The sequence below is a fragment of the Oscillospiraceae bacterium CM genome, from assembly GCA_022870705.1.
Lineage (GTDB): Bacteria > Bacillota > Clostridia > Oscillospirales > Oscillospiraceae > Sporobacter.
Genome location: CP072107.1, coordinates 234001 through 255401, shown reverse-complemented (window position 1 = coordinate 255401; position 21401 = coordinate 234001). Strand labels below are relative to the sequence as shown.

26 protein-coding genes and 1 riboswitch are annotated in these 21401 nt (G+C 47.5%); of the genes, 5 read left to right on the top strand and 21 right to left on the bottom strand.

Features of this window, described 5'->3' with window-relative positions; translation table 11 throughout:
- Positions 1 to 72 precede the first annotated feature (72 nt).
- The 3 genes from IZU99_01330 to IZU99_01320 all read left to right on the top strand — a co-directional run bounded on the left by IZU99_01330 (position 73) and on the right by IZU99_01320 (position 2713).
- Positions 73 to 765 (top strand): response regulator transcription factor, encoded by a 693-nt coding sequence (locus IZU99_01330; GenBank protein ID UOO38707.1) that lies wholly within the window; start codon positions 73 to 75, stop codon positions 763 to 765.
- A gap of 1 nt (position 766) precedes the next feature.
- Positions 767 to 2158 carry a HAMP domain-containing histidine kinase gene (locus IZU99_01325; protein ID UOO37939.1) on the top strand — a complete coding sequence of 464 codons (1392 nt, stop codon included), beginning with the start codon at positions 767 to 769 and terminating at the stop codon, positions 2156 to 2158.
- 78 nt (positions 2159 to 2236) lie between these two features.
- A complete protein-coding gene (locus IZU99_01320; GenBank protein UOO37938.1) occupies positions 2237 to 2713 on the top strand; it encodes a permease in 477 nt (158 codons plus the stop codon).
- A 140-nt stretch (positions 2714 to 2853) separates the two neighbouring features.
- Here the strand turns inward: IZU99_01320 and IZU99_01315 are convergent, their stop codons facing one another.
- The 12 genes from IZU99_01315 to IZU99_01260 form a co-directional block, all read right to left on the bottom strand.
- Positions 2854 to 3939, bottom strand: a complete 1086-nt coding sequence (locus IZU99_01315; protein UOO37937.1) for a hypothetical protein — start codon at positions 3937 to 3939, stop codon at positions 2854 to 2856.
- A gap of 23 nt (positions 3940 to 3962) precedes the next feature.
- Positions 3963 to 4439, bottom strand: a complete 477-nt coding sequence (locus IZU99_01310; GenBank protein UOO37936.1) for a hypothetical protein — start codon at positions 4437 to 4439, stop codon at positions 3963 to 3965.
- A gap of 24 nt (positions 4440 to 4463) precedes the next feature.
- Positions 4464 to 5552, bottom strand: a complete 1089-nt coding sequence (locus IZU99_01305; GenBank protein ID UOO37935.1) for a hypothetical protein — start codon at positions 5550 to 5552, stop codon at positions 4464 to 4466.
- Positions 5553 to 5573: 21 nt separating this feature from the next.
- Complete coding sequence (locus tag IZU99_01300) at positions 5574 to 5900, bottom strand: DUF192 domain-containing protein (protein ID UOO37934.1); 327 nt, start codon at positions 5898 to 5900, stop codon at positions 5574 to 5576.
- A 28-nt stretch (positions 5901 to 5928) separates the two neighbouring features.
- Complete coding sequence (locus tag IZU99_01295; protein UOO37933.1) at positions 5929 to 6870, bottom strand: type II secretion system F family protein; 942 nt, start codon at positions 6868 to 6870, stop codon at positions 5929 to 5931.
- A 23-nt stretch (positions 6871 to 6893) separates the two neighbouring features.
- Entirely contained in the window at positions 6894 to 7838 is a 945-nt protein-coding gene (locus tag IZU99_01290; GenBank protein ID UOO37932.1) for a type II secretion system F family protein, read from the bottom strand.
- Positions 7839 to 7847: 9 nt separating this feature from the next.
- Positions 7848 to 9203: a CpaF family protein gene (locus IZU99_01285; protein UOO37931.1), complete on the bottom strand. Its 1356-nt coding sequence runs from the start codon at positions 9201 to 9203 to the stop codon at positions 7848 to 7850.
- 19 nt (positions 9204 to 9222) lie between these two features.
- Complete coding sequence (locus IZU99_01280) at positions 9223 to 10473, bottom strand: AAA family ATPase (GenBank protein ID UOO37930.1); 1251 nt, start codon at positions 10471 to 10473, stop codon at positions 9223 to 9225.
- Positions 10474 to 10527: 54 nt separating this feature from the next.
- The gene (gene cpaB / locus IZU99_01275) at positions 10528 to 11220 is read right to left on the bottom strand and encodes a Flp pilus assembly protein CpaB (protein ID UOO37929.1); all 693 of its coding nucleotides are present in this window, start codon (positions 11218 to 11220) and stop codon (positions 10528 to 10530) included.
- Positions 11221 to 11345: 125 nt separating this feature from the next.
- Complete coding sequence (locus IZU99_01270; GenBank protein ID UOO37928.1) at positions 11346 to 11759, bottom strand: pilus assembly protein; 414 nt, start codon at positions 11757 to 11759, stop codon at positions 11346 to 11348.
- A 220-nt stretch (positions 11760 to 11979) separates the two neighbouring features.
- The gene (locus IZU99_01265; protein ID UOO37927.1) at positions 11980 to 12150 is read right to left on the bottom strand and encodes a Flp family type IVb pilin; all 171 of its coding nucleotides are present in this window, start codon (positions 12148 to 12150) and stop codon (positions 11980 to 11982) included.
- Between the two features lie 141 nt (positions 12151 to 12291).
- Positions 12292 to 12954, bottom strand: coding sequence for a prepilin peptidase (locus IZU99_01260; GenBank protein ID UOO37926.1), 663 nt, complete (start codon positions 12952 to 12954; stop codon positions 12292 to 12294).
- Between the two features lie 208 nt (positions 12955 to 13162).
- Positions 13163 to 13246, bottom strand: a riboswitch (cyclic di-GMP riboswitch).
- Between the two features lie 224 nt (positions 13247 to 13470).
- Here IZU99_01260 and IZU99_01255 point away from each other — a divergent pair.
- Positions 13471 to 13797, top strand: a complete 327-nt coding sequence (locus IZU99_01255) for a helix-turn-helix transcriptional regulator (GenBank protein UOO37925.1) — start codon at positions 13471 to 13473, stop codon at positions 13795 to 13797.
- 347 nt (positions 13798 to 14144) lie between these two features.
- On the opposite strand, the gene IZU99_01250 is transcribed toward IZU99_01255, so the two are convergent.
- The 5 genes from IZU99_01250 to IZU99_01230 form a co-directional block, all read right to left on the bottom strand.
- Complete coding sequence (locus IZU99_01250; GenBank protein ID UOO37924.1) at positions 14145 to 14603, bottom strand: DUF2680 domain-containing protein; 459 nt, start codon at positions 14601 to 14603, stop codon at positions 14145 to 14147.
- Between the two features lie 170 nt (positions 14604 to 14773).
- Positions 14774 to 16120, bottom strand: a complete 1347-nt coding sequence (locus IZU99_01245) for a HAMP domain-containing histidine kinase (protein UOO37923.1) — start codon at positions 16118 to 16120, stop codon at positions 14774 to 14776.
- On the bottom strand, positions 16117 to 16803 hold the full coding sequence (locus IZU99_01240; GenBank protein UOO37922.1) for a response regulator transcription factor: 687 nt from the start codon (positions 16801 to 16803) through the stop codon (positions 16117 to 16119). Before IZU99_01240 ends, IZU99_01245 begins: the two co-directional genes overlap by 4 nt.
- A 62-nt stretch (positions 16804 to 16865) precedes the next feature.
- Positions 16866 to 17156 (bottom strand): SHOCT domain-containing protein, encoded by a 291-nt coding sequence (locus IZU99_01235; GenBank protein UOO37921.1) that lies wholly within the window; start codon positions 17154 to 17156, stop codon positions 16866 to 16868.
- 15 nt (positions 17157 to 17171) lie between these two features.
- Positions 17172 to 17351 carry a hypothetical protein gene (locus tag IZU99_01230; protein UOO37920.1) on the bottom strand — a complete coding sequence of 60 codons (180 nt, stop codon included), beginning with the start codon at positions 17349 to 17351 and terminating at the stop codon, positions 17172 to 17174.
- Between the two features lie 127 nt (positions 17352 to 17478).
- Between IZU99_01230 and IZU99_01225 the strand changes: the two genes are divergently transcribed.
- Positions 17479 to 17949, top strand: coding sequence for a cupin domain-containing protein (locus tag IZU99_01225; GenBank protein ID UOO37919.1), 471 nt, complete (start codon positions 17479 to 17481; stop codon positions 17947 to 17949).
- A gap of 113 nt (positions 17950 to 18062) precedes the next feature.
- Here IZU99_01225 and IZU99_01220 read toward each other — a convergent pair whose 3' ends face one another.
- The 4 genes from IZU99_01220 to cobJ are packed head-to-tail and all read right to left on the bottom strand — an operon-like array spanning position 18063 to position 21400.
- Positions 18063 to 18695: a precorrin-8X methylmutase gene (locus IZU99_01220; GenBank protein ID UOO37918.1), complete on the bottom strand. Its 633-nt coding sequence runs from the start codon at positions 18693 to 18695 to the stop codon at positions 18063 to 18065.
- Positions 18696 to 18710: 15 nt separating this feature from the next.
- Positions 18711 to 19913: a precorrin-6y C5,15-methyltransferase (decarboxylating) subunit CbiE gene (gene cbiE, locus IZU99_01215; protein ID UOO37917.1), complete on the bottom strand. Its 1203-nt coding sequence runs from the start codon at positions 19911 to 19913 to the stop codon at positions 18711 to 18713.
- Positions 19914 to 20672 carry a precorrin-6A reductase gene (cobK, locus tag IZU99_01210; protein UOO37916.1) on the bottom strand — a complete coding sequence of 253 codons (759 nt, stop codon included), beginning with the start codon at positions 20670 to 20672 and terminating at the stop codon, positions 19914 to 19916.
- On the bottom strand, positions 20669 to 21400 hold the full coding sequence (cobJ, locus tag IZU99_01205; GenBank protein ID UOO37915.1) for a precorrin-3B C(17)-methyltransferase: 732 nt from the start codon (positions 21398 to 21400) through the stop codon (positions 20669 to 20671). Before cobJ ends, cobK begins: the two co-directional genes overlap by 4 nt.
- Between the last annotated feature and the right edge of the window lies 1 nt (position 21401).

The following is a 21401-nucleotide window of genomic DNA, read 5'->3' as shown; positions in this document are numbered from 1 at the left end:
ACTTTCTTGCTTTTGACAGAACTGCGCATGGATGGCATAATGGACGAAGGAAAACAGCGAGGGGTGACAGCCTTGAAGCAAAGCACAAAAAGAATCCTTGTCGTCGACGATGAGATCAAAATAGTTGAAGTGGTGAAATCTTATCTCGAAAAAAGCGGTTACGATGTGATAGAAGCGTTTTCGGGTGACGACGCTTTAAAAAAATTCAAACTTCAACCGCCGGCACTCGTCATTCTGGATTTAATGCTCCCGGATATCTCCGGAGAGGAGGTATGCAGGAAGATGCGCGAGAATTCTGACATCCCTATCATCATGCTGACGGCAAAGGTCAATGAAGAGAATGTTCTTCATGGGCTGAATCTTGGGGCAGACGACTATGTGACGAAGCCGTTTAGTCCCCGGCAGCTGGTCGCACGGGTTGAAGCGGTGCTGAGGAGAACGTCCAAGGAAACGTCGGATATCCTGTCGTTTAATAATAACGATCTGCTCATAAATCTGCAAAAGTATGAAGTGATGAAGGCCGGTAAACCTGTCAGTCTGACGCCAAATGAGTTCAAAATTTTATGTGCGATGTCTCGTCATCCAAACAAGGTTTATAGGCGCGATGAGCTTATTTACCTCGTGAGTGGCGAGGATTTCGAAGGGTTTGACCGAATTATCGATACACATATAAAAAACATCCGCCAAAAAATTGAGACGGATACAAAAAATCCTAAATATGTCCTCACCGTTCACGGTGTCGGCTACCGATTCGGGAGCTGCTAAGATGAAGCGAAGCCTTCGTACACAACTGTCTCTTTCATACGCCATCATGGCACTGCTGCTTGTCGCGGTCATAAGTGTCATGATCAATTACCTTTTTCAAAATCAGTTTAAGAACTACGTAATCAGCCAGCAGCAGCAAAAAAACCAGAGTCTTGTGAACCTGCTGGAAAATCAGTATCAGACTTCAAATAATACCTGGGATATCACTACGATCCAGAATGTCGGCATGGAGGCTCTTGAGCAGGGCATCATCCTGAAAGTCAGGGATGGCAATGGGAACATGATTTGGGACGCGACGGTCCATAACAGCGGCATGTGCGTCCAGATGCTGCAGGACATCGCCGCCAATATGCAGAGGTACAACGCTAATTTCAAGGGCGGCTATGTTCAGAACGACTACCAGGTCGTTGTTGGCTCGCAGGTTGTCGGGAGCATGACGGCGGGTTATTTTGGCCCATATTATTTTACTGACAATGATATATATTTTCTGCAGAACATTAACAGAATCCTGATCATAGCTGCGGTCTTCGCCCTTGTCACAGCCTTGGCGCTTGCAACCTATATGGCCCGTCGCATCAGCAGGCCGTTATCGAAAGCCGTCAGCACCGCAAGGGAAATTGCAAAAGGCAATTACAGCGAGCGGATTGAGGAAAAGCACGGAACGCGGGAGATCGTCCAACTCACTGAAACCGTTAATAATCTTGCTGACTCCCTCGAAAAACAGCAAGGCCTCAGAAAGCAAATGTCGGCTGACGTTGCACATGAATTGCGTACGCCTCTTGCCACGCTTCAAAGCTCACTTGAAGCCATGATAGACGGCGTTTGGCAGCCGGATCAAAAGCGGCTTATGAGCTGCCATGAGGAAATCCTCAGGATCAATAGGCTTGTCGGTGACCTGGAGAAGCTCGAACGTCTTGAGGCGGAAAACAGCGTACTGAATTATTCTGAATTTGACCTTACCAAACTAATCGCCCAAATCGTTGCAAACTTTGAGCCGGAATATCGCAAGAATAATATAAGCCTCTCCTTTTCTGGTGACACGGTCAGCATTTGCGCCGACAAGGATAAGCTCAGTCAGGTTGTGATTAATTTAATATCAAACGCCCTCAAGTATACGCTCGATGGGGGCGCTGTGGACGTGCAGCTAGAGGATTCAGGAAAGTATATTAAGCTTTCCGTCAGCGATACCGGTGTCGGTATCCCTGCTGAAGATATTCCTTTTATATTCGAGCGGTTCTATAGAGCAGACAAATCGCGTACGCGCCTGACAGGGGGGCTTGGTTTGGGGCTGACGATCTCGAAGGCCATCATCGATGCTCATAACGGCCGGATCAGCGTCTCAAGCGACGTGGGCAAAGGAACAAAATTGACGGTATTCCTACCTAAAAAGTAAGAATAAGATCAAATCTTCATAATATCTTCACGACCTCACGATATGATCATGGTGCAATATCATTGAAAGGAAGATAGTATGACACATTACATGGAACTCCTGGCAACAAGCCAACCCTGGCATCTGCTCATCTTTATGGCAATCCCCGTGATCTGTGCGGAAACACTGGCTATTTCGGAACTTGTTATTTTGTTCACGAGAAACCTCGCGGGTACTGCGAAACGGATCAGTAAGGTCACCGGCATTTTTGCGGGCCTGTATTTTACGGGAATATTCATTTACCTGCTTATCAATGCCGTCATTCCCTTGACAGCCACCGGCGGATGGCGGGGCCCCTTTGACGTGATCGCCGTTGGTTTCTATCTCGCCGGCGTCATTCCGTTTGTCGGGATGTTCCTCCTGGACACCGGCATCATCGGGAAGAAAAGGGACGAAGTCTCCCGATTGAAGCTTCACGCAACGTTCGTCGGGATCTTTTTAGTGGTGGCGCATATCGCGATGATCTTTGGCATGCTCAACCCTGCTCTGCTTGGCAGCGGAATGCCCATGGCATAATGTTATAACTCATCTAAGCGGCAATAGTCAAACAGCCAAGAAAACAGAGCCGAAGTGACTGCGAAAGCAGACACAACGGCTCTTTCTTTGTTCAAAAAAGCAGGTCGCCATAATAAAAGCGCTTTGAAGAGAATCTTTAACTATTCCACAAGCATGATTTTTGTATCCGGGACGCTGTTTTTGGCATCCGGATCATAGTGTATATACAGACCGCCGTTGCCCCTTATGACGTTACCGATCACGCTGCCGTTAATGCTATTTATTTGACCGTTAAAATTAATTTCTCCTATTGGCGCATAGAGAATTCCGTTGAACTCACCGCCGCCGCCGTCAAAATTGATGTCGCCGTTCAGCGAAGCCATGCACATTTTATCGCCGGCACCCATATTGACGCCGCTGCCGTTGAATGTAATATCGCCAGATACGATCAGACAGCCGGTTGCGCATACGCCTGAACCATCAATCGTTACATTGCCGTTAATGTAGATCGTTTTACCGGAAAAAGCCGCTATAATCGCGTTATACTGGTCAGGCGACATCGTATACGTTCCGTTTTTAAAGGTAGCCCCATAGGACAATAAGGTGGACTGGCTCACCTCCGCCGTCAGATCCATAACCTTTGAAAAGTCCGGCATTGCGAGAACATTATATCCAGGCACCTTGTCTGTGGCGTTAATCTTTCCGTCAATAATTCCGGCTGCTGTGACCGTGCCGTCAACGGTGGCACTGTTTTTCACGCTGTTATTGGAATGAACGTCTCCAAAAACATAGTTTTGACCTGTAAACTGGAGTAGATCGATATCGCTGCCTGAGAACAGGGCGTAATCGAAAGGACCGAATACATTCGTTTTAACAGCAGAAGCTGCTGCTGTTACCGTCGTACTGGCATCACTCACAAAAGCCCTCGCCATCTCATATTCGACGTCGATTGTCGCCGTAACCGTTATCTTTTTATTACTATTTGTAAAAACAACGGATTTTAATATGGCGCTAGGGGCATTTGCAGTCAGATATTTTACGGCGGCATCTTCAGCCGCGGACGTGTTATTAGGCAGCTCCTGCGCAGCGGCCAGGCAGGCGGCATCAACAGCGTTCTGCAGCGCTCTTTTATGGACGGCGATATTGCCGTAGTCTATAACAATCGCGGAAAAGCCGATCAAAACGACCATAACAAGCGCGACGACTATAGCAACGGCGCCGGATTCATTCTTGATTGATCGTAACACTTTAAACACATCCAGCTGTTATTTCAAGCAATCTCCTTGGCGCTTGCATCTTTGGGCATTTCTGTTTTTTCGGATAGTATGGCGGCATATTCCGTTAATTTGTTGTTGGCCTCTTCAAGCCTTCTCGTTAATATCAGCTTTTCTTCATTTTCTGTCGTTATGACGTTCATAAGCTCTAGAACCCGCTCGTGCTCTTCTTTAAGTGCCAGCGCCATATTTTTATTCGAGGTCAGGAGCTTTTCATTTTGAATAAGCATTTTGTCCAAAGACTCTGACATGAGGCCCATGTTTTGTCTCAGGGATTCGTTTTCTGCTAATATCGCTTCAATTTGGCTGTCAATGGCGGCAATCCTATCCTTATTTCTCAACTTTCTCTTATGCAGATAGCTCTCCAGGCTGCCGTTGCCAATCGCGACAACGGAAAAGCCGATCAACGCGACGGCCGTAATTGTTATCAGTGCAGCGGCTGAACTTGATTTGTTTTCAGTTAACTGTTTCATATCAGTACACCTCCCATAATTGATCTAAGCAATGGATGATTGAGAGCCTGCGTCTTTTGGCCTTTCATTCTTTTCAGCTTGACACGTGCTGTTTTCCGCCAAGGATAAATGACTGATGGTCTCCTCCAGCTTCCGTTCCAAAATAAGCTTTTCAACGGTTTCCTCCGATATGTCGTTAATAAGCTTGACAACCTTTTTGCTTTCATCTTCAAATGCCTGCGCCAAAGCATTATTGGCGGTCAGGAGTTTTTCGTTTTGTATCGACATAATATCGAGAGAATTTGACATGAGCTCCAAGCTTTTCATCATCGTGACATTTTCATCTAAAAGGGTGTTTATTTTATTGTCTTTGTCAGCCGTCTGGTTTTTCAAGTGTAAGATCATTTCGTCCTGCTGCTCAACACTGGCTGTTAAGTCGGAAATCTGCTTATTGAGTTTTTCAAGCGTATCCTCCGAAAACTTTTCCTTCAAACATCTAAGTTCTTCCCCAAGCGCCTGTGAGACAGCAGAGAGCTCCGATATGCGTTCCCGCTGCTTCTCTGCTTCAAGCCTTTCAAATGCGAGAAGCTCATGCTGCTTTATGATTTCCTGCCTAGAATTTTCAAGTTCGGATTCTTTGTCGGAAATTTCGTTTTTAAGCGCTTCTATCTCATTTTCAAGATTAATTTCCTTCTCGGAAATTTCGTATTTCTGAGTCTCTGGCTCATTTTCAAGCGCGTTGATTGCGTTCTGTGGATTCATATTTGACGTTTCTGATGCCGGGACGCTACTTTTCAGATATACAATGTTGTCATTTACCGTCTCCGCTTTTAGCTTTTCCTGCTGCTTTTTGGCTTCTGCAAGACGCAAAAAATCAGCTTTGGCCTGTGCTATTTGCATTAACAGCTTTTCGTTTTCTGTCTTCAGGTTCTCTTTTTCTTCTAATAGGGTTTGCAAATTCTGGTTGAACGTTTCACTTGAAGATTGCTGGCGCTGACGGAGTTCGGATAGGTATTCCATGACCGAACTTTTTGTATATCCACCGACTGTTGTTTTCAGATATTGCTTAAGCTCTTCCTCCTCGGTGCGCTGCCTGAGCATCCCGAGTAAATTTTCTTTTGAGTTAACCGCCATACTATTCACTCCTTTTTCCGGTTAAAGTTCCAATATCATGCGATCGCCGACGGAAACGGTCGCTGCCGCGCCTTTTTTCAGCTCTAGGATGTATTTAACATCGCCGAACCATTTGCCGACCCGCCAGGGGCTTAATGTCTCTTTGCCAAGCACGGTTAAGTTTTTGGATATGTAGACGGTGTCAATCGTTAGCTTCATGAAAAAGCAATGAATTGATGCGGTGTTTAATAAAAGCCCTTCGCCGTCTTCAAGTGACTTTTTTCCCATAAGGCCCTTAAATCTTTTAAAAAAGCTGTCCGCCAGAATGATCTTATCGGCCAGAACAGTATCTCCACAAATAACTTTCATAGTTTTCTCCGTTTTAGTCGGGGCGTTCTCAGCCTGCGAAAATCTTGAGAACATTAACGATTGCCGGACCCAGCAGCATAATAAAAATCACGGGGAAAATAAACGCGACCATCGGGAACAGCATTTTAACAGATACCTTCATGGCTTTTTCCTGGACCCTTGCTCTTCTCGCCTGCCGCATTGCCGAAGCTTGGGATCTGAGGACATTTTTAATCGATATTCCAAGCTGCGAAGCCTGAGCAAGCGCCCCTGCAAAGCTTTTGATCTCCTCTATTTCGCACCGTTCGCCAAGAAGCATCAAAGCATCCCGCCGCGGCCTTCCCATACTCATCTCTCTGGAGGTAACGGTGAATTCGTCAATGAGCGGCCCTTCCATATTGCTTATAATGTGGCTTATGGCCTGTTCAAAGCCGAGACCGGCTTCAACGCTGACGCTTAAGAGATCCAACACGTCTGGGAGCTGCCGCTCCATCAGACTTTTTCTTTTTTTTATTGAACTGGTCAGGAAAAACCGCATGCCGGTATAACCGATAAAAAGTCCCGCAGCGGCTCCCAGCAGTGCGTTTTTCGGCGATCTGCTTAACGCAAGTATGATTAAAGCTAGAAGAATGGCGGTCCCGCTGATGACTAATAATTTAATTATTCCGAATTCTGCCGGTGTAAACGTGAAGCCTGCCTGGTACAGCATTTTCTTTTGGAGATTTGCCTGGCGGTTTTTTTTCGCATCCGCAGACGTATCACTGCCGATCTTTTTGGCAAGAGAACGGATTATTGGCTTGAGGAATCTCTCCGAAAACGGTTTACCCATTTCTTCATCTGGAGTAAATTTCGCGTTTGTCTTGCAATCGATCATGTCTATTCTGCGCCGGAGTATGTCGCGCTGCTCTCCGGATCGGGAAAACAGGATAATGATCAATAAGTAAATCACGATTCCCACTGCTACAGCAAACAGGATATTCAAAACAATCATTCCTTTCTGCTGACTAAGTTGTTTTAATACTTGATATCGACGATTTTTTTTATTGATAAAAATCCGATTATTTCAAGAAATATTCCAACACCAATCATGACCTGACCTAGAACGCTGTTGAAAAAAGCCATAATATAACCCGGATTCATCAGCATCAGCATCAGTGTAATAAAAACCGGCAGCAAACCTATAATCAGGCCGGACATTCTGCCCTGCGCCGTCAGCACGCGGACCTCATCTTTTATCTTGATTCTGTCTTTAATCGTTGCGGAAATGTTGTCCAGTATATCGGTGAGGTTCGCGCCGACCCGGCTTGTCGTTATGACGGCGGAAACCAGAAGGGACAGATCCGGATTTTGAGTTCTCTCCACCATGTTGATCAGCGCGTCTTCCATCTTAACGCCGTAGCGGATTTCACGAATCGTATTGGAAAATTCAATTGAAATGGGAGGCTGCATATCTTTCGCTATACTTTCCATAGCCTGTTGAAAAGAATATCCGGACCGCATACAGTTACCCATGACAACGAGTGTTTCTCCGAGCTGTTTATTAAAAAGCTGCTGCCTTTTTTTCTTGGCTCGCTTGACGAGCAGCGGCGGTATAATAAAACCAATTATGCCGGCGCTGAAAATTGTTATAAAACTTTTGCCGAGCAGTGCCAGCAGTAAGACGGGAATCGTAGAGGCGCATATCCATATGATGAGGTATTCCCTGGCGTTGAGCGTGATACCTGATGCTGTGAGCTCTTCTTCAAATTTCTTGCTTATTATGGCATTGGTTTTTTTGTTTTTGGCGTTTTGGCGTTTTTCACGCATCACGGCGTCTTGAATTTGGTCGATATCGTTTTGATTTATCAGATTTTTTATTCTTTTTTTGACTTTTTTATCAGCCGTTCCGGCACTGAAAAAAGCGATAATCATGATGTAGACGGTAAATGCGCCTAATGCCGGTAATAATATTACTTCCATGTTTGCACCTCAATTAGAGAACCAATCATCTCTGACAAGAATACCTGAACCGGCTAGTTTTTCAGTAAAACCCGGCCTGATTCCTGTTGCGATAAAATTACCTTTCAGCATACCGAGCGTGTTCATGCCATCCGGGTTATAGACGAATATGTCCTGAAGGGTAATCGTATCTCCCTCCATACCGACGATTTCCGTAATATTGGTGATTTTTCTGGAACCGTCCTTGAGGCGTGCCTGATGAACGATTAAATCAATCGCGGAAGAGATCTGTTCTCGTATTGCTTTAATCGGAATCTCCATTCCTGACATCAGCACCATCGTTTCTAGTCTTGAGACCAAATCTCTGGGCGTGTTTGCATGGGCTGTTGTCAAAGAACCGTCGTGACCGGTATTCATCGCCTGGAGCATATCCAGCGTTTCGCCGGATCGAACCTCTCCGACGACAATCCTGTCAGGGCGCATACGCAGGGAGTTTCGTACAAGGTCGCGGATTGAGATCGCGCCTGCCCCTTCAATATTTGCCGGCCTGCATTCAAGCGTGACGACATGATTTTGCCGGAGCTGCAATTCTGCCGCGTCTTCAATTGTGACGATGCGTTCGTTATCTGGAATATAGCCTGATAGAATGCCTAAAAGCGTTGTTTTGCCGCTTCCTGTTCCTCCTGAAACAATGATGTTAAGCCTACCTTTGACACAGGCTTCGAGGAAAGACATCATTTTTGGGGAAACGGAATTGAATTTAACAAGGTCGCTTACCGTCAGTGGGTTCTTGGAAAATTTTCTGATCGTGATTGTCGGGCCGGTCAGCGCGAGAGGCGGGATAATAATATTGACGCGCGAGCCGTCAGCAAGCCTTGCGTCGACCATGGGGCTTGATTCGTCGATTCTTCTGCCGATAGATGTGACAATCCTTTGCACGACGTTTAGGACGTGGTCATCGTTTTTGAATTTTACCGGTGATAACTCAATTTTTCCTTTTCTCTCGACATAAACGTTATATGGGCCGTTGACCATGATTTCACTGATATCTGAGCTGTCAAGAAGGGGTTCGAGGGGGCCCAGACCAATGACGTCGTTATATACGTCACGTATGACCCTTGATTTATCGGCACGGGTTATGCTGACGCCCTTGTTGCTGATCAGAGAATCAAGCGCGTTTATGATGTATTGCTCTTTATCCGCTCCGTTATTGGTGCTGTTTGAAGAATCATTGTTAATGAATTCTATGAGTTCCGCGTGCAGCTTTTCTTTAAGCTCGGAGTATTCATCCGTATTTTGGGGCATGGATTTGGCGGCAGAGCTTTCATTGTTTTCCGTCTGAACCTGAACGGTCTTTGTCTTTTCAAGTCTCTCAAGCAAACTCATATGTATTCACCAATAATTTTTAATTCGCCGAAAAAGCTTCACTGCCCGTCACCTTTTTTTGTTTGCGCACTGCTCTGCGGTCTTTAAACAGCTTTTTCTTTTTCTTCATAGATATCTTCTGGGCATCGTTACTTTCGTTTCCCTGAAGAAGCTGCTCCGTTATCTCTGAGAGGGACTGTGTCAGCTTTGTGTTCGGGGCCGCGGTCACAATAGGAATTCCGCGGTTCAATGCCGATATCGCCGCTTTATAATCAATTGGTACTTTAGCCCAGATGGGGCAACCGAGTATATTCTGAACATCGTCCAACGTAATCGTGTTCCCATCGACCATCCTGTTTACAATGACGTTGATTTTCTCCTTCTGCTGAAGCGAATCCAATATCGTCATGGATAGCTTGGAGTTTTTTAAGATGGAGATGTCAAGTCCTGTGACAAAAAGGACGGTTGAGGAACTCTCTATAGCCGTTAAAGTCACTTCATTGAATGACGGCGCGGTATCGATAATGACATAGTCAAAATATGTCCTGAGCAGGCTCAGTAGATTCTGAACTTTTTCGGCGGTGACAACCTCCGCGTATTCCGGGCTTTTTGGCGCGCACAGAACATGAACACCATTTGAGTGCACAACCATATAGCTCCGTACAGAGTCAATATTGGGGGTATAGACCTCCTGTACTAGTTCGGCGATCGTATCTTTAGGGTCAAGGTCCATAAAAATATGTACGTCTCCGAATTGAAGATCAAGGTCGATAAGCGCGACCTTTTTCTTCTTTTCCGCCAGCTTGGCTGCAATATTGACAGCGATGGTTGTTTTTCCTAAACCACCTTTTGAACCGAAAACGGTAATAACCCTCGACATCCAAGTGAGGTCCGTTTTTTCATTTAACGCTTTTAATCTCGTTGTTTCGCTTGCATATACCGTTTTTATATAATCGGAAAACTGCTTGGCGGAGGTGGGGAATTCCATGATATTATGTGCACCCACACGGGTGGCCTCTTGCAGGGTTTCGATGTTCATTTGCTCCAATAGCAGAATGATAAATGTTCTGGGCCTTTGCAGCAGTATTCTCTCAGTCAGGCTGAGGACATCCGGTTCTCCGGTTCCGAGCGTTATAATAATAATGTCAGGAGACAGATTCTCGATTTTATCCAGCGCCTTCACGCCGCCGGGAGATTCGCCCACTATCGAAATCTCTTCATCCTGAATGAGCTGCCTCAAATTTTGCAGTGTGCCGTCAAGTTTGCTGACAAGCAAAACGTTGATTTTCATTCCCGGTTCCTTTCCGCCGATGATATCGTATTTTAATAATCGCTTTGCTTTTAATCAGCCGAGGATTTGTGTAATCGTTATTACCGGTACATAGACGTCGTTTTTATCAAGCGGTGACCTGAGTATTGCTCTCAACAGCCCGGCGTTTTCTGAATAGCTGAGTTCTACGGCCTGCGTCGGCGTAACTTCAAGCGTTAATGTCGTATATTTGTCTGATCCGGATTTCTGCATGACCTGATCAACGGCGAGCACCTTGATATTCTGCATGAGAAGCTTTGCGGTGGGTATTGCTTTGTTCTCCGCTTCAACCTGATATTGGGCAACGATGTCTACCGTGTCATTGGGCCTGATCATATATTTCAGGCTTGAGGTATCTCCAACGCCGATTGTAATAGCACGCATACCGGGCTTAATGGCATAAGCCAGCGTCCCGCTTTCCGTGCTCCCCACATCCACAAGCCTGATGCTGAGAATTTGTTCTCCTGCTATGATTTTGGCGCTTGTGGTTTTTCCGACGATATCGGTTGCCTTGTCATATGAATTGGGAAGAATGGTGTCGGTGGGAACCGAAACAAGTTTCAGCATATCCGCCGTCATGACAGTATTTTCAGGAATGTCGTCTGCGGCGACAATAACGTTTGATTTGGGTGTGTTTTTTGTTAAATTGCCTGCCAGACTGAGATAGTAAAACAAAGCGCCGGCTGTGATCACAGCCAGGATTAAAGCCAACAATCTTATTTTTTTCATCTTATCTCCATACATTGCAGCTTACAAAATGCCGCTTAAATATACATAACTTGTAGTGCTGCTGCCGTTTTACCGGCGAACGGCGGGCCGAAATCAGATCTATTAACAGACAGTTTTCAGTCTTATTATTCAAATTTCATGATGCTGGTGGCGGAAATCGTGATGGCGCTTTTTCCTAAAATCATTGATGTCAAACCTGTAAGCAATTGAATTGGGGTGGTTACTTTGATCTGTACTGATTCTTGAATGCCGTCGCTGTCCGTATCAAGGCTTAAAAGCTCAATTTGCGTTGAGCCGGCCGGTAATTGCGGCGCGTCTTCCAGAACGATGCTTTTTGCCTTTGACAGGTCATCGTCTGCGCTGCTGTCATAGTAATGGACGGCAGTATATCGCGCGGCTTCTCTGGCCGCGTTGGTGGCCGCGATATCACAGCTGTAAAGCCATCCGAAGTCGATGATGCCGCAGAGAAGGACGATCAGGATCGGTAAAACGAGCGCAAACTCAACGGCGGATTGTCCTTCTTCGCCTTTAAGCCCCATGCCAAACACCTCCTCAATAGCTGGTGAAGCCAGACCCCGTCCCGGGGGTCGGAGTCTGGCTCAATGACAGAACCTTGATAAAACTTCATTAACCTTACGGATGGGTTGCAACCATTAATGCAAGAGCGATACCCGCAATGAGAAGCGCGTATTCAACGATGCCCTGCCCGCTCTCTTCTCGCGTTAACCAACGAAGTTTTTTCATCAAAAAACTTGCTGATTAGCCGCCGGAAAGCGCGGTGCCAACCTGGGTGAAGAGAGCGCTGATTTGCGGGCCCAACGCGAAAATAGCAACCATGACAACAATAGCGATTCCGGCAATAATCAGTCCGTATTCGACCATGCCCTGCCCGCTTTCTTCTTTTCCCAGCCAATTGATAATATTTTTCATTAATTTTTCCTCCCTTTAATTTTGTGTGTTGACGATTGACCTGTTTAAGGTTTTGCTCTGATCAGTTACTCTGTAGAATGCTGTTCATCACGCTCCAATCCTTTTATCATTTTTCTTCGTAACCAATACTGATGTCTATTTCTAATAACCGGGAACACTGGTAATGATTGCAAATGCCGTTCCCGCCATCATAAAAGGGGCAAAGGCAAACATGCTTTTCACAGTGAGTTTCCTTGTGATCAAACCGGTGGAACACCAAACCAGCATCACGGCGCTCATACCAATCATTCCATACATAATGTGCGGGTAACCGAGTATGAGACCCATTGCCCCGGCCAGCTTAACATCTCCCGCCCCGATGGCGGTAAAGCCTAGCATCGAGCCTAAAGCGATGAAGACTGCCATGACGACTATCATCGTTATGATTGCAGCGATTAAGGATGTCGCACCACCTAAACTGATCTGCATGATGAATCCCGCCAGCAGCATCGTAAGCACAGCCTCGTTCGGAATTAGTCTGATTCTGATGTCGATAATGGTGATGACTTCAGCATCAAACAGGATAACTGCCAGTAATGCAGCGTGCAGTAGGTTTTCTGCAAACAACCCTACCGCCGCCCATAATGCGCCGTTTACCAAGAGACATAAGAGCTTCAGCAGCCGCGATGTAAACCGTGTGTCGGGAATAAGCGCGCGGCTGCTCTTCTTCAGCTTATACTCTGCGATTTTAAAAGCGATAAGCGGTATAAACCAGCCGGACGCCATACCGAAAGCGCCCATGAAGAGAGCCAGTGTAACGTTCATTTATATACTCCTTACAGCGGCCGCCAGCAAACAGCGATTAGAATAAAAAAGACTCTACCGGAAAATTTCCGAATAGAGTCCAATTGCCATCTCTGCCAGTCAAAAACCAGCGGAGACGTAAGCCAAAAAAACTCTATTGGAATTCCCAATAGAGTCTCAAGGTCATGATTTTACCGGGAAAGCCCGATAGAATCTATAACCTTAACAAAATGGCAACTGGCTGTCTTAGTCAGAAACTTTAGACCCTTTAGCTTTGCGTCCTTATCTTTCGATAAGTTTGCTATTAACATTTTAAGTTTCAATTATACGCTTTAGAAAAATAGATCTTCCATCAGGACACACGATGGACAAAATAGCGCTTTGATGATACTATAGCAATTGACCAGGTTCGAATATTGATCTAATAATTATCATTATGTCCTAATGTGTTTATAATAATACTAGTATGACCTGCTGTCAAGCGCCAATACGTCCTATTTAGATGATTTGTTTCAACAATTAATTGGTGGTGTTTTTGTGTTTATTGACAATTACATGAAAATATGCATGTTAAAAGGTATTTCACCAACCAGATTATTAAGCAATTTAAAAATCAGCAAAAGCTCATATTCGCATTGGAAATCGGGAGGAGAGCCGCTCAACGAGACCAAAAAGAAGATTGCGGATTATCTGCATATATCCATCGAGGAACTTGAATCCGGTCAAATAAAAAGAGAGCCCACGGATGAAAACCGTGAGCTTTCGGAAATTGACAAGCGCATTATTGACGGGTTTATGAAATTGTCAGATCACGAGAAGCGTCTTGTTCTCGCTCAGATAGAAGCTTGGAAATCATTGAATTAAGCGCTTGCTTTTGTTCGCTGCTAAGGTCTTTTAATATCTCTTTAATTGAATCCTCATTCATGCTGCGCCTCCATCATAAATATAGGCTCCACCTATAATACGATTGACAAAGCGAATTTTGGATTATTTTGTTGAAAAATTTTTTTACCCGCTTTTGAAATCATGCAATATCCTGTCATTTTTGCGCTTAAATTGTATCGTATCGTAAAAACATATAATTATAAATGAAATTGTCACATACGCCAAACCCCCCTTGCTCAAGGGGGGTTTGGCGTTTTGATCTGGTAATCTCTCACTACATGGGCATGGGCATGATATGTTAAACCTTACAATCCCCTGTATGACTGTTATTTACTATAGACACAGCCATACACGCCGTGCTGGCCATACTGACCGTCGTATCCTCGACCAGAACCCTTTCCAAAGCCGACGCCGTATTGCTGGCCCAGCATTGCCCCACCGGTTCCGTCACAGGTTGCCATGTTTGCTTGGATTGCCGCAAAAATTTTATCTGCCTGCGCCTGTGTCATATCGCCTGATGCTACACGTGCGTCCAAAACGTCCTTTTTCAATTCCAGTATGGCCGATTTGAATTCGTCGAGCACACCTGCTTCGCTGGCAATTGTCCCGTAGGTATTTCCGGTATCCTGTCGCTCTTTGACAACGCTGTCAACCGTTCTGCCAGTCAGCCCAGCGACAGCCTCGGCGGGGCTGCTGTACACCGACGCCGCAAGAGCGGTTACGGATACCGCACTCAATGCAAGAACCGCAACGCCGACTGCCAAGAGCTTTTTAAATAAAGACATGTTTTTGACCTCCTAAGTTTTTACCGTTTCCGGCTGTGATGGCTTTATCTTAAAAGAAAACTATGGCAAAAATATGTTAACATCATTTTTTTGCGAAGCATTGAGCGTGTGATTGTCTGAATAGGAAAATCCCGCATCCAATAAACAGGAGGCGGGATTTTTGTGTATGGTTATTGAACGGGAACTGTTATGGTGAATTCGCTGCCGACGCCCGGTTTTGACGAAACGATGACCGAACCGCCCATCTGCTCCAGATTTTCTTTGACAACGTATAACCCAAGTCCATCCCCCGTGATCGAAGCGGTATTACGGCCCCGGAAATACGCGTCGAACAGGTGCGGCAGGTCTTCCTCCGCGATACCGGTGCCGGTATCCTTTATGATGATTGCAACTTTTGAATCCGACGCCTGATAGGATACCTCGACTCTCCCACCGGGCGCTGTAAACTTGTATGCGTTTGTCAACAGATTGTATACACTCTGACTTAATTTATATTTATCTGTCTTAACCCGAACTTTCTGGCTGCTCAACAGCTGAAGGCTTATTTTCTTTTTCTCAAACTGCACCTTCAAGCCGCTGATGATCTGGCTGATCAGCGAATGCAGGTCAAGTTCTTCCGAGGAGACTATTTCCGACGGTTTGTCGGCGTCTATCAGCTTGCTCATGTTTGTTATGATGGATGAAATGTTGTCAAGCTGCGCCTGACAGACTTTAATTTCGTCGTCCGTCATTTTTATGACGCCGTCCTCAATTCCCTCCAAATGCGTTTTCATAATCGTCAGGGGTGTTCTCGTCTGGTGGACAAGCTCGTCGACAACTCTTTTTCTGACAATCTGCTTGATTTTAAGCCTGTTTTGGAGTGTTTCAAGCCCCGATTGAATAATCCTGATTTCCCGAACCTTTGACGGTTTATAATCCATAGAACCGCCCATATCAATACGCAGCGCCTGCGCTGCCGTATTGGACAAATCCCGGCTCAGCGTTCTGCTGATGAATATGCCGATAATAATGAGCACAAACAGGACGACGACAAACGAAATGGCGCTGTTTCGAAGCAGCGCAACTCTGAACAGCACAGAAACCTGTGAATTTCCAAGAGAGCTGTATCTTGTGATATTCAGGACACCCAGGTTGTTGCCGCCGTCTGTCAGCTGGTAGGTGTCCACCTCTTCGGAATTATTCCTGTGCATCATCCCATTCATCATGCCGTAGCCGCCGCCCGGTGTGTTATCAGCGCTCGCCACGAGCTTTCCCGATGCATCATACAGTTTGATACTGATGATCGGGTCATCAAGATGCGATTCAAGCTGGACAGATAGCCGCTGCTCAGAGATACTGCCGTCTTGCAGCGCGCTGACCGCCAACTGTTCGATTTGGCTGATATGATTATTATAAGAATCGGTACTGTATGACATAAAGTATTTGTTAATGAGGGAGGACAGGATGAACGAATTGACGCAGATGGCCAAAACTGCCGTCACCGTCAGGACGAGAAGCCATTGCCTTCTGATTGTCAATTCCGTGCACCTCCCAGCACATATCCCGCACCGTACTTTGTCAGGAGAATTTGCGGATTCCTCGGATCGTTCTCTATTTTCTGACGAAGTCTTTTTATGGCGCTGTCGATATTCCGGTCATAGCCTTCGTAGTCGTAGCCGTATGCCGAACTGATCAGCTGCTCCCGCGATAAAACCTGTCCCTGATTTCTGAATAACGCCTGCAAAAGTCCAAACTCCGCCGCTGTAATTGGGATTTCCTTACTGTCCTTATACAGCTTCATGCTTTTGGTATGGAGGCTCAGATCGGCGAATTTATACACGAGTTCTTCAGAATTATGGTAGGTCCGCCGGATAAGGGCATGCACTCTTTTTACAATCTCCTTAACGCTGAAGGGCTTGACGACATAGTCGTCAGCGCCCGTGTCGAAGCCCTTGAGTCTGTCGATCTCTTCGGTCCTTGCTGTCAGCATGATGACTGGGATATCCGAAATCTCGCGGATTTCTTTGAGCACGTCAAAACCGTCGATACCCGGCATCATGATGTCAAGCAGGGTGAGGTGAATTTCTTCCTTGTTGAAGATTTCCAGGGCTTCAAAGCCGTCTTGAGCAACGAAGGTCTTAAACCCTTCATTTTCAAGGTATTTAGCAACGACGCCGCTGATTTCCGCCTGATCTTCAACAACAAGTATATTATATACCACAATGATCACCCTGCTCTATTATACCTTCCGCAACGTGCCAGTACAATAATTCTAAGGACGCGTTATTTGCCCGTCAGAACTTTTTTCATTCTGATATAGTCTTCCTCAGAAATCTCGCCTTTGACAAAACGCGCGTTCAGAAGCTCCAGACTGTCATCGCTTTGATTGACAGGATGATGCCCCTGCCCTTTCTTGACGAGCGCGACGATGGCAACAACGACCAGCGCGGTGACTACAAGCGCAACACCCATCATGACAAGGCCCCAGCCGCTGTGCATAAAGTTACTCATATAGCCAAACCCGTCACTAAAGCAGCGACCCAGTCCGCCTTCTCCTCTGAAATACATCATCATAAATACCTCCTATTTTTAACTTCTCAGTGTTTGAAGCATCTTTTTATATGTTTCTTCGTCAATCTCTCCGGATACAAAACGTTTTTTCAGAATCACTTCAGCGTCATTGGCGTCAGACGGGGCATAGCCATGATAACATCCAGGCTTGACTATGAAATAGACGATCGCTGCGATGACGAGTACAAATAATAACATTTTTTCGCCTCCCTTGGTTTGTTTGCATCTAGATTATCAGTCCGAATTATGGCACAAATATGGCATTTGTTTAAGATCTCAACCGTTTTTTACATTGTACATGTATTGATCATAAAATGGACTGTACATGACACGAAAGGAGCTGAACATCATGACGAATCGGAACGATATGAGTTCCGAGTATGTCCTGAAAGACTATGGTCCACGACCGTTAGTCATAAATATTGATAAGGCAACCAAGCAGAACAATACATTCCGCACAGCACTGTGGACAGGAAATCATCTTCAAGTAACCCTGATGAGCATCAACATCGGCGAGGAAATCGGCGCCGAGAGCCACCCGGAGCTTGACCAATTCCTACGGATTGAGCAGGGTCAGGGTCTTGTGAAAATGGGTTATCGCCTCGAAGACATGAATATGCAGGCAAAAGTTGCTGACGGTGACGCAATCCTCGTGCCAGCAGGGACATGGCACAATCTCATAAACACGGGGAGCATACCGCTCAAGCTGTACTCCATATATGCGCCGCCCCAGCATCCCCCCGGTACCGTTCACAGAACAAGAGCAGACGCGATGGCTGCCGAGCATAGCCACTGACTAACGGAATCAGTCAAAAAGAAGTACCGTCACGAAGTATAACGTCGTGGCGGTACTTGCTTTTTTATTGGTATCACGCAGCTTGTTGAATGGCAGCGCCCTTTTTTCGTTGTTTACGCCCGCGTTCCGAGCGTGTATAAAAGGGCGTTGCATATGGCAGCGGCAACGTTGCTGCCGCCTTTTCTGCCAAGCGATAGGATACAGGGAACGCCAGATGCTTTAATAATCTCCTTGCTCTCCACCACATTGACGAAGCCGACAGGCACGCCAATGATGAGGTCAGGCCGGATACGTCCTTCCGAAATGAGCTCATCAAGGCGAAGCAGCGCCGTTGGCGCGTTGCCCACTGCAATAATCAGCGGGCCGCTCAATGCACAGGCTTTTTCCATGCTGACGGCCGCGCGCGTCACGTTTCGCTCTTTTGCCGACGCGGCCACGTCGTCATCGGCAATAAAGCAGTGAATGCGGCCGCCGAGCTTATGCAAGGCAGCTTTGCTGATCCCGGCCTCGGCCATATGCGTGTCCGTCACAATCTGCGCGCCGCCTGACAGCGCCGTTTTCCCCGCTTCGACGGCACCCGGCGAAAAATAGAGTGTGTCGGCATAATCGAGATCCGCCGTCGTGTGGATGACGCGTTTGATAACAGGTGCAAGCGACGGGTCGAGCGTTTTTTCGCCCAATTCCGCTGTAATAATTTCGAAGCTTCGTTTTTCAATGTCCATTGGCGCAAGCGTATGCCAGTCCATTTTATTTCCTCCCGTTCACGCTGGAGACCCCGTACCGCTGATAACATACACGGGATTCTGCGCGATCATCATATGATATCCGCCCATGCGCCGCGACCGGCTGACGGCAATTTGCGAAACCTCAACGTCAGCAAGCGGTAGGCGAAAAAATGCGGCTGTCGCCTTTCCCAGCGTCTCCAGCGCGACGGCGCTGACGACAAGTCGGATTTTCGGATTGCGTGCCAATAAAAGCTCTAAAATCTCTTCAAGATTACCGCCGCTTCCGCCGATAAACGCCGCGTCCGGCACAGGCTGCCCTTCAAGCGTCTGCGGGACGTCACCTTCGACGACGGTGATGTTCGTTACCTTCATTTTCTGCGCGTTTTCAGCAATAAGCTGGCAACCCTCACGCGCCCTCTCAAATGCAAAGACATGGCCTTTTTTCGCCAGCAGGGCCGTCTCCACGGTAACAGAGCCCGTCCCGGCGCCGATGTCATAAACAATATCGTCTTCCCGCAGACATAGTTTTGAAAGGATGACGCTGCGGACTTCGCTTTTTGTCATCGGGATATCACCGCGGGTAAACGCTTCGTCTGCGAAGCCGCAAGAAACGAGCCGGCGCGGGGTCGGATTTTCAACCAGCATGACGGCAAGCTGCGTCGTCTCGTCTTGTGCCAAGTCCTGTGCTGTTTTTCTTATGATGCGCTCGTCGTCACTGCCGAGTCTCTCGCCGACAGTGACCGTGCACCCGCCAAAACCGGCCGCACATAATTCGCGGCAGATCGCCTGCACCGTCAAAGCGCCGCCTGTCAAAAAAAACGTTTCGGCGTTGTCGCGCACGGGTGTGACAGCGTCGCACGATTTCCCATGGGCACTGACGAGTTTCCACGCCTGCCATGGACGGCAGAGCTTGGCGGCGAAATATTGAACGCTGGAGAGCCCGGCAATCAGCGCATAGTCATGATCACCCAACGCCTCTATGAGCTTTTTTGCGCCGCTGTAAAAACCAACGTCCCCGCTCATCAGGACACAGATATTCCGCCCACGGTTTTGCTCAATCACCCGAAGGATATCCGCGGGCTGTATCGCCGCGTGGCGCACAGCCGATGTATGAGCGGTCGCCGCAGCTAAAAGCCTCTCGGCACCAATGAGGACGTCCGCTTCCATCATGGCCTGCTTGCCTTCTGCAGTCAGGGTATTCTCGCCACCCATTCCCACACCGACAATATGAATGCCCATTTAATCCCCCTCCAAAAGCGCTGTGACACCTAAAACCACGTCTTCAAGCGACAGCCCGGCGTCGTCCGGCCGGCTGACAACGATAAGCCGTGCGCCAAGCGCCGCCGCCGCTTCCTGCTTTTCCGGAAAACCGCCCGTCGTACCGCCATCTTTTGTCACCAGCGTTTTGATCTGAAACTGTCGCATAAGGGCAATATTCAGCTCTTTTGAAAACGGCCCCTGCATGGCAATGATGTGCTCGGCCGGAAAACCAGCTATAAGGCAGGCCTCAATCGATGACGCCGTCGGCAGAACGCGTGGGTAAAGCCGCTTTTCAAAATCCCTGACGGCCGTAAAAGCCGAAAGCTCCTTGCTCCCTGTTGTCAACAGCACATTGTCGGCCGTCTCGTTTAAGCATATTGCCGCGTCCGCCATCGTTTTAACGATGACAGCACCGGCGCAGGTGCTTTCTGCTCTGAGCAGCCGGAAACCCGGCACCCCCGTTTTTGAAAGGGCAGCCCTGATATTCTTCGTAACCTCAAACGCGTAGGGATGCGTTGCGTCGATGACACAGGCGTATCCACCGCTGCGGAGCAGCTCTTCGATTTGCGCCGCGTTCAAGCGGCCTGTTTTGACCGTCAATCCCGCCAAATTGCCGGGGGCTGTCAGGCGTCCGTATTCCGTCGCGACGCAGAGTGTTATGTCAAGCTTATACGGCGCAAGCGCCCTGAGCAGCGGGGGCGCGTCACCTGTTCCCCCGAAAATGAGGAGCTTTTTCATTTTTTGTTCTCATACCCGCGCGGTGTAACCATTTTGCCGTTCACAAGGCGCGTTGTGCTGTTGCCAATAAAAACGGTTGTAAACATATCAACCGCCGTGTCGCGCAGCTTTTGAAGCGTCATCGTCGTGCTCGCCTCGCCGTCGCGCCCGATATTGCTCGCGATACCGCAAACCGTATCCCCGCTGCGGCATTCAAGCAAAATATCACACGCCCTTTTCAGATGATCTTTTCTTTTATGACTGGCCGGATTATATAAAACAACGGCAAAATCCCCCACGGCAGCGGCGCGCAGGCGTTTTTCAATAACCTCCCAGGAGACCATCAAATCCGACAGGGAAATGACGGCGTAATCCTGCATGAGCGGCGCGCCGAGAATGGCGCCGCCGCTCTGCGCGGCTGTCACCCCGGGGATAACGATGATCTCCACGCCCGGTGTCTCGGCGGCTAACTCATACAAAAGGCCTGCCATACCGTAAACACCGGCGTCACCGCTGCAGACCATCGAAACCGTTTTGTCCGCCGCCTCTGAAAGCGCCATGCGACAGCGCTCAATCTCGCTGCACATGCCGGTTGACTTATAAGTCTTTTCGGGGTAAACCGGTCGGACAAGGTCAACGTAAGTCGTATACCCGCAAATGAGTTCAGAGCAATCAAGTGCCGAGTGCGCTTGTTTTGTCATGCCCGCAGCATGCCCCGGCCCGAGACCGACAACGTATAATTTTCCCATT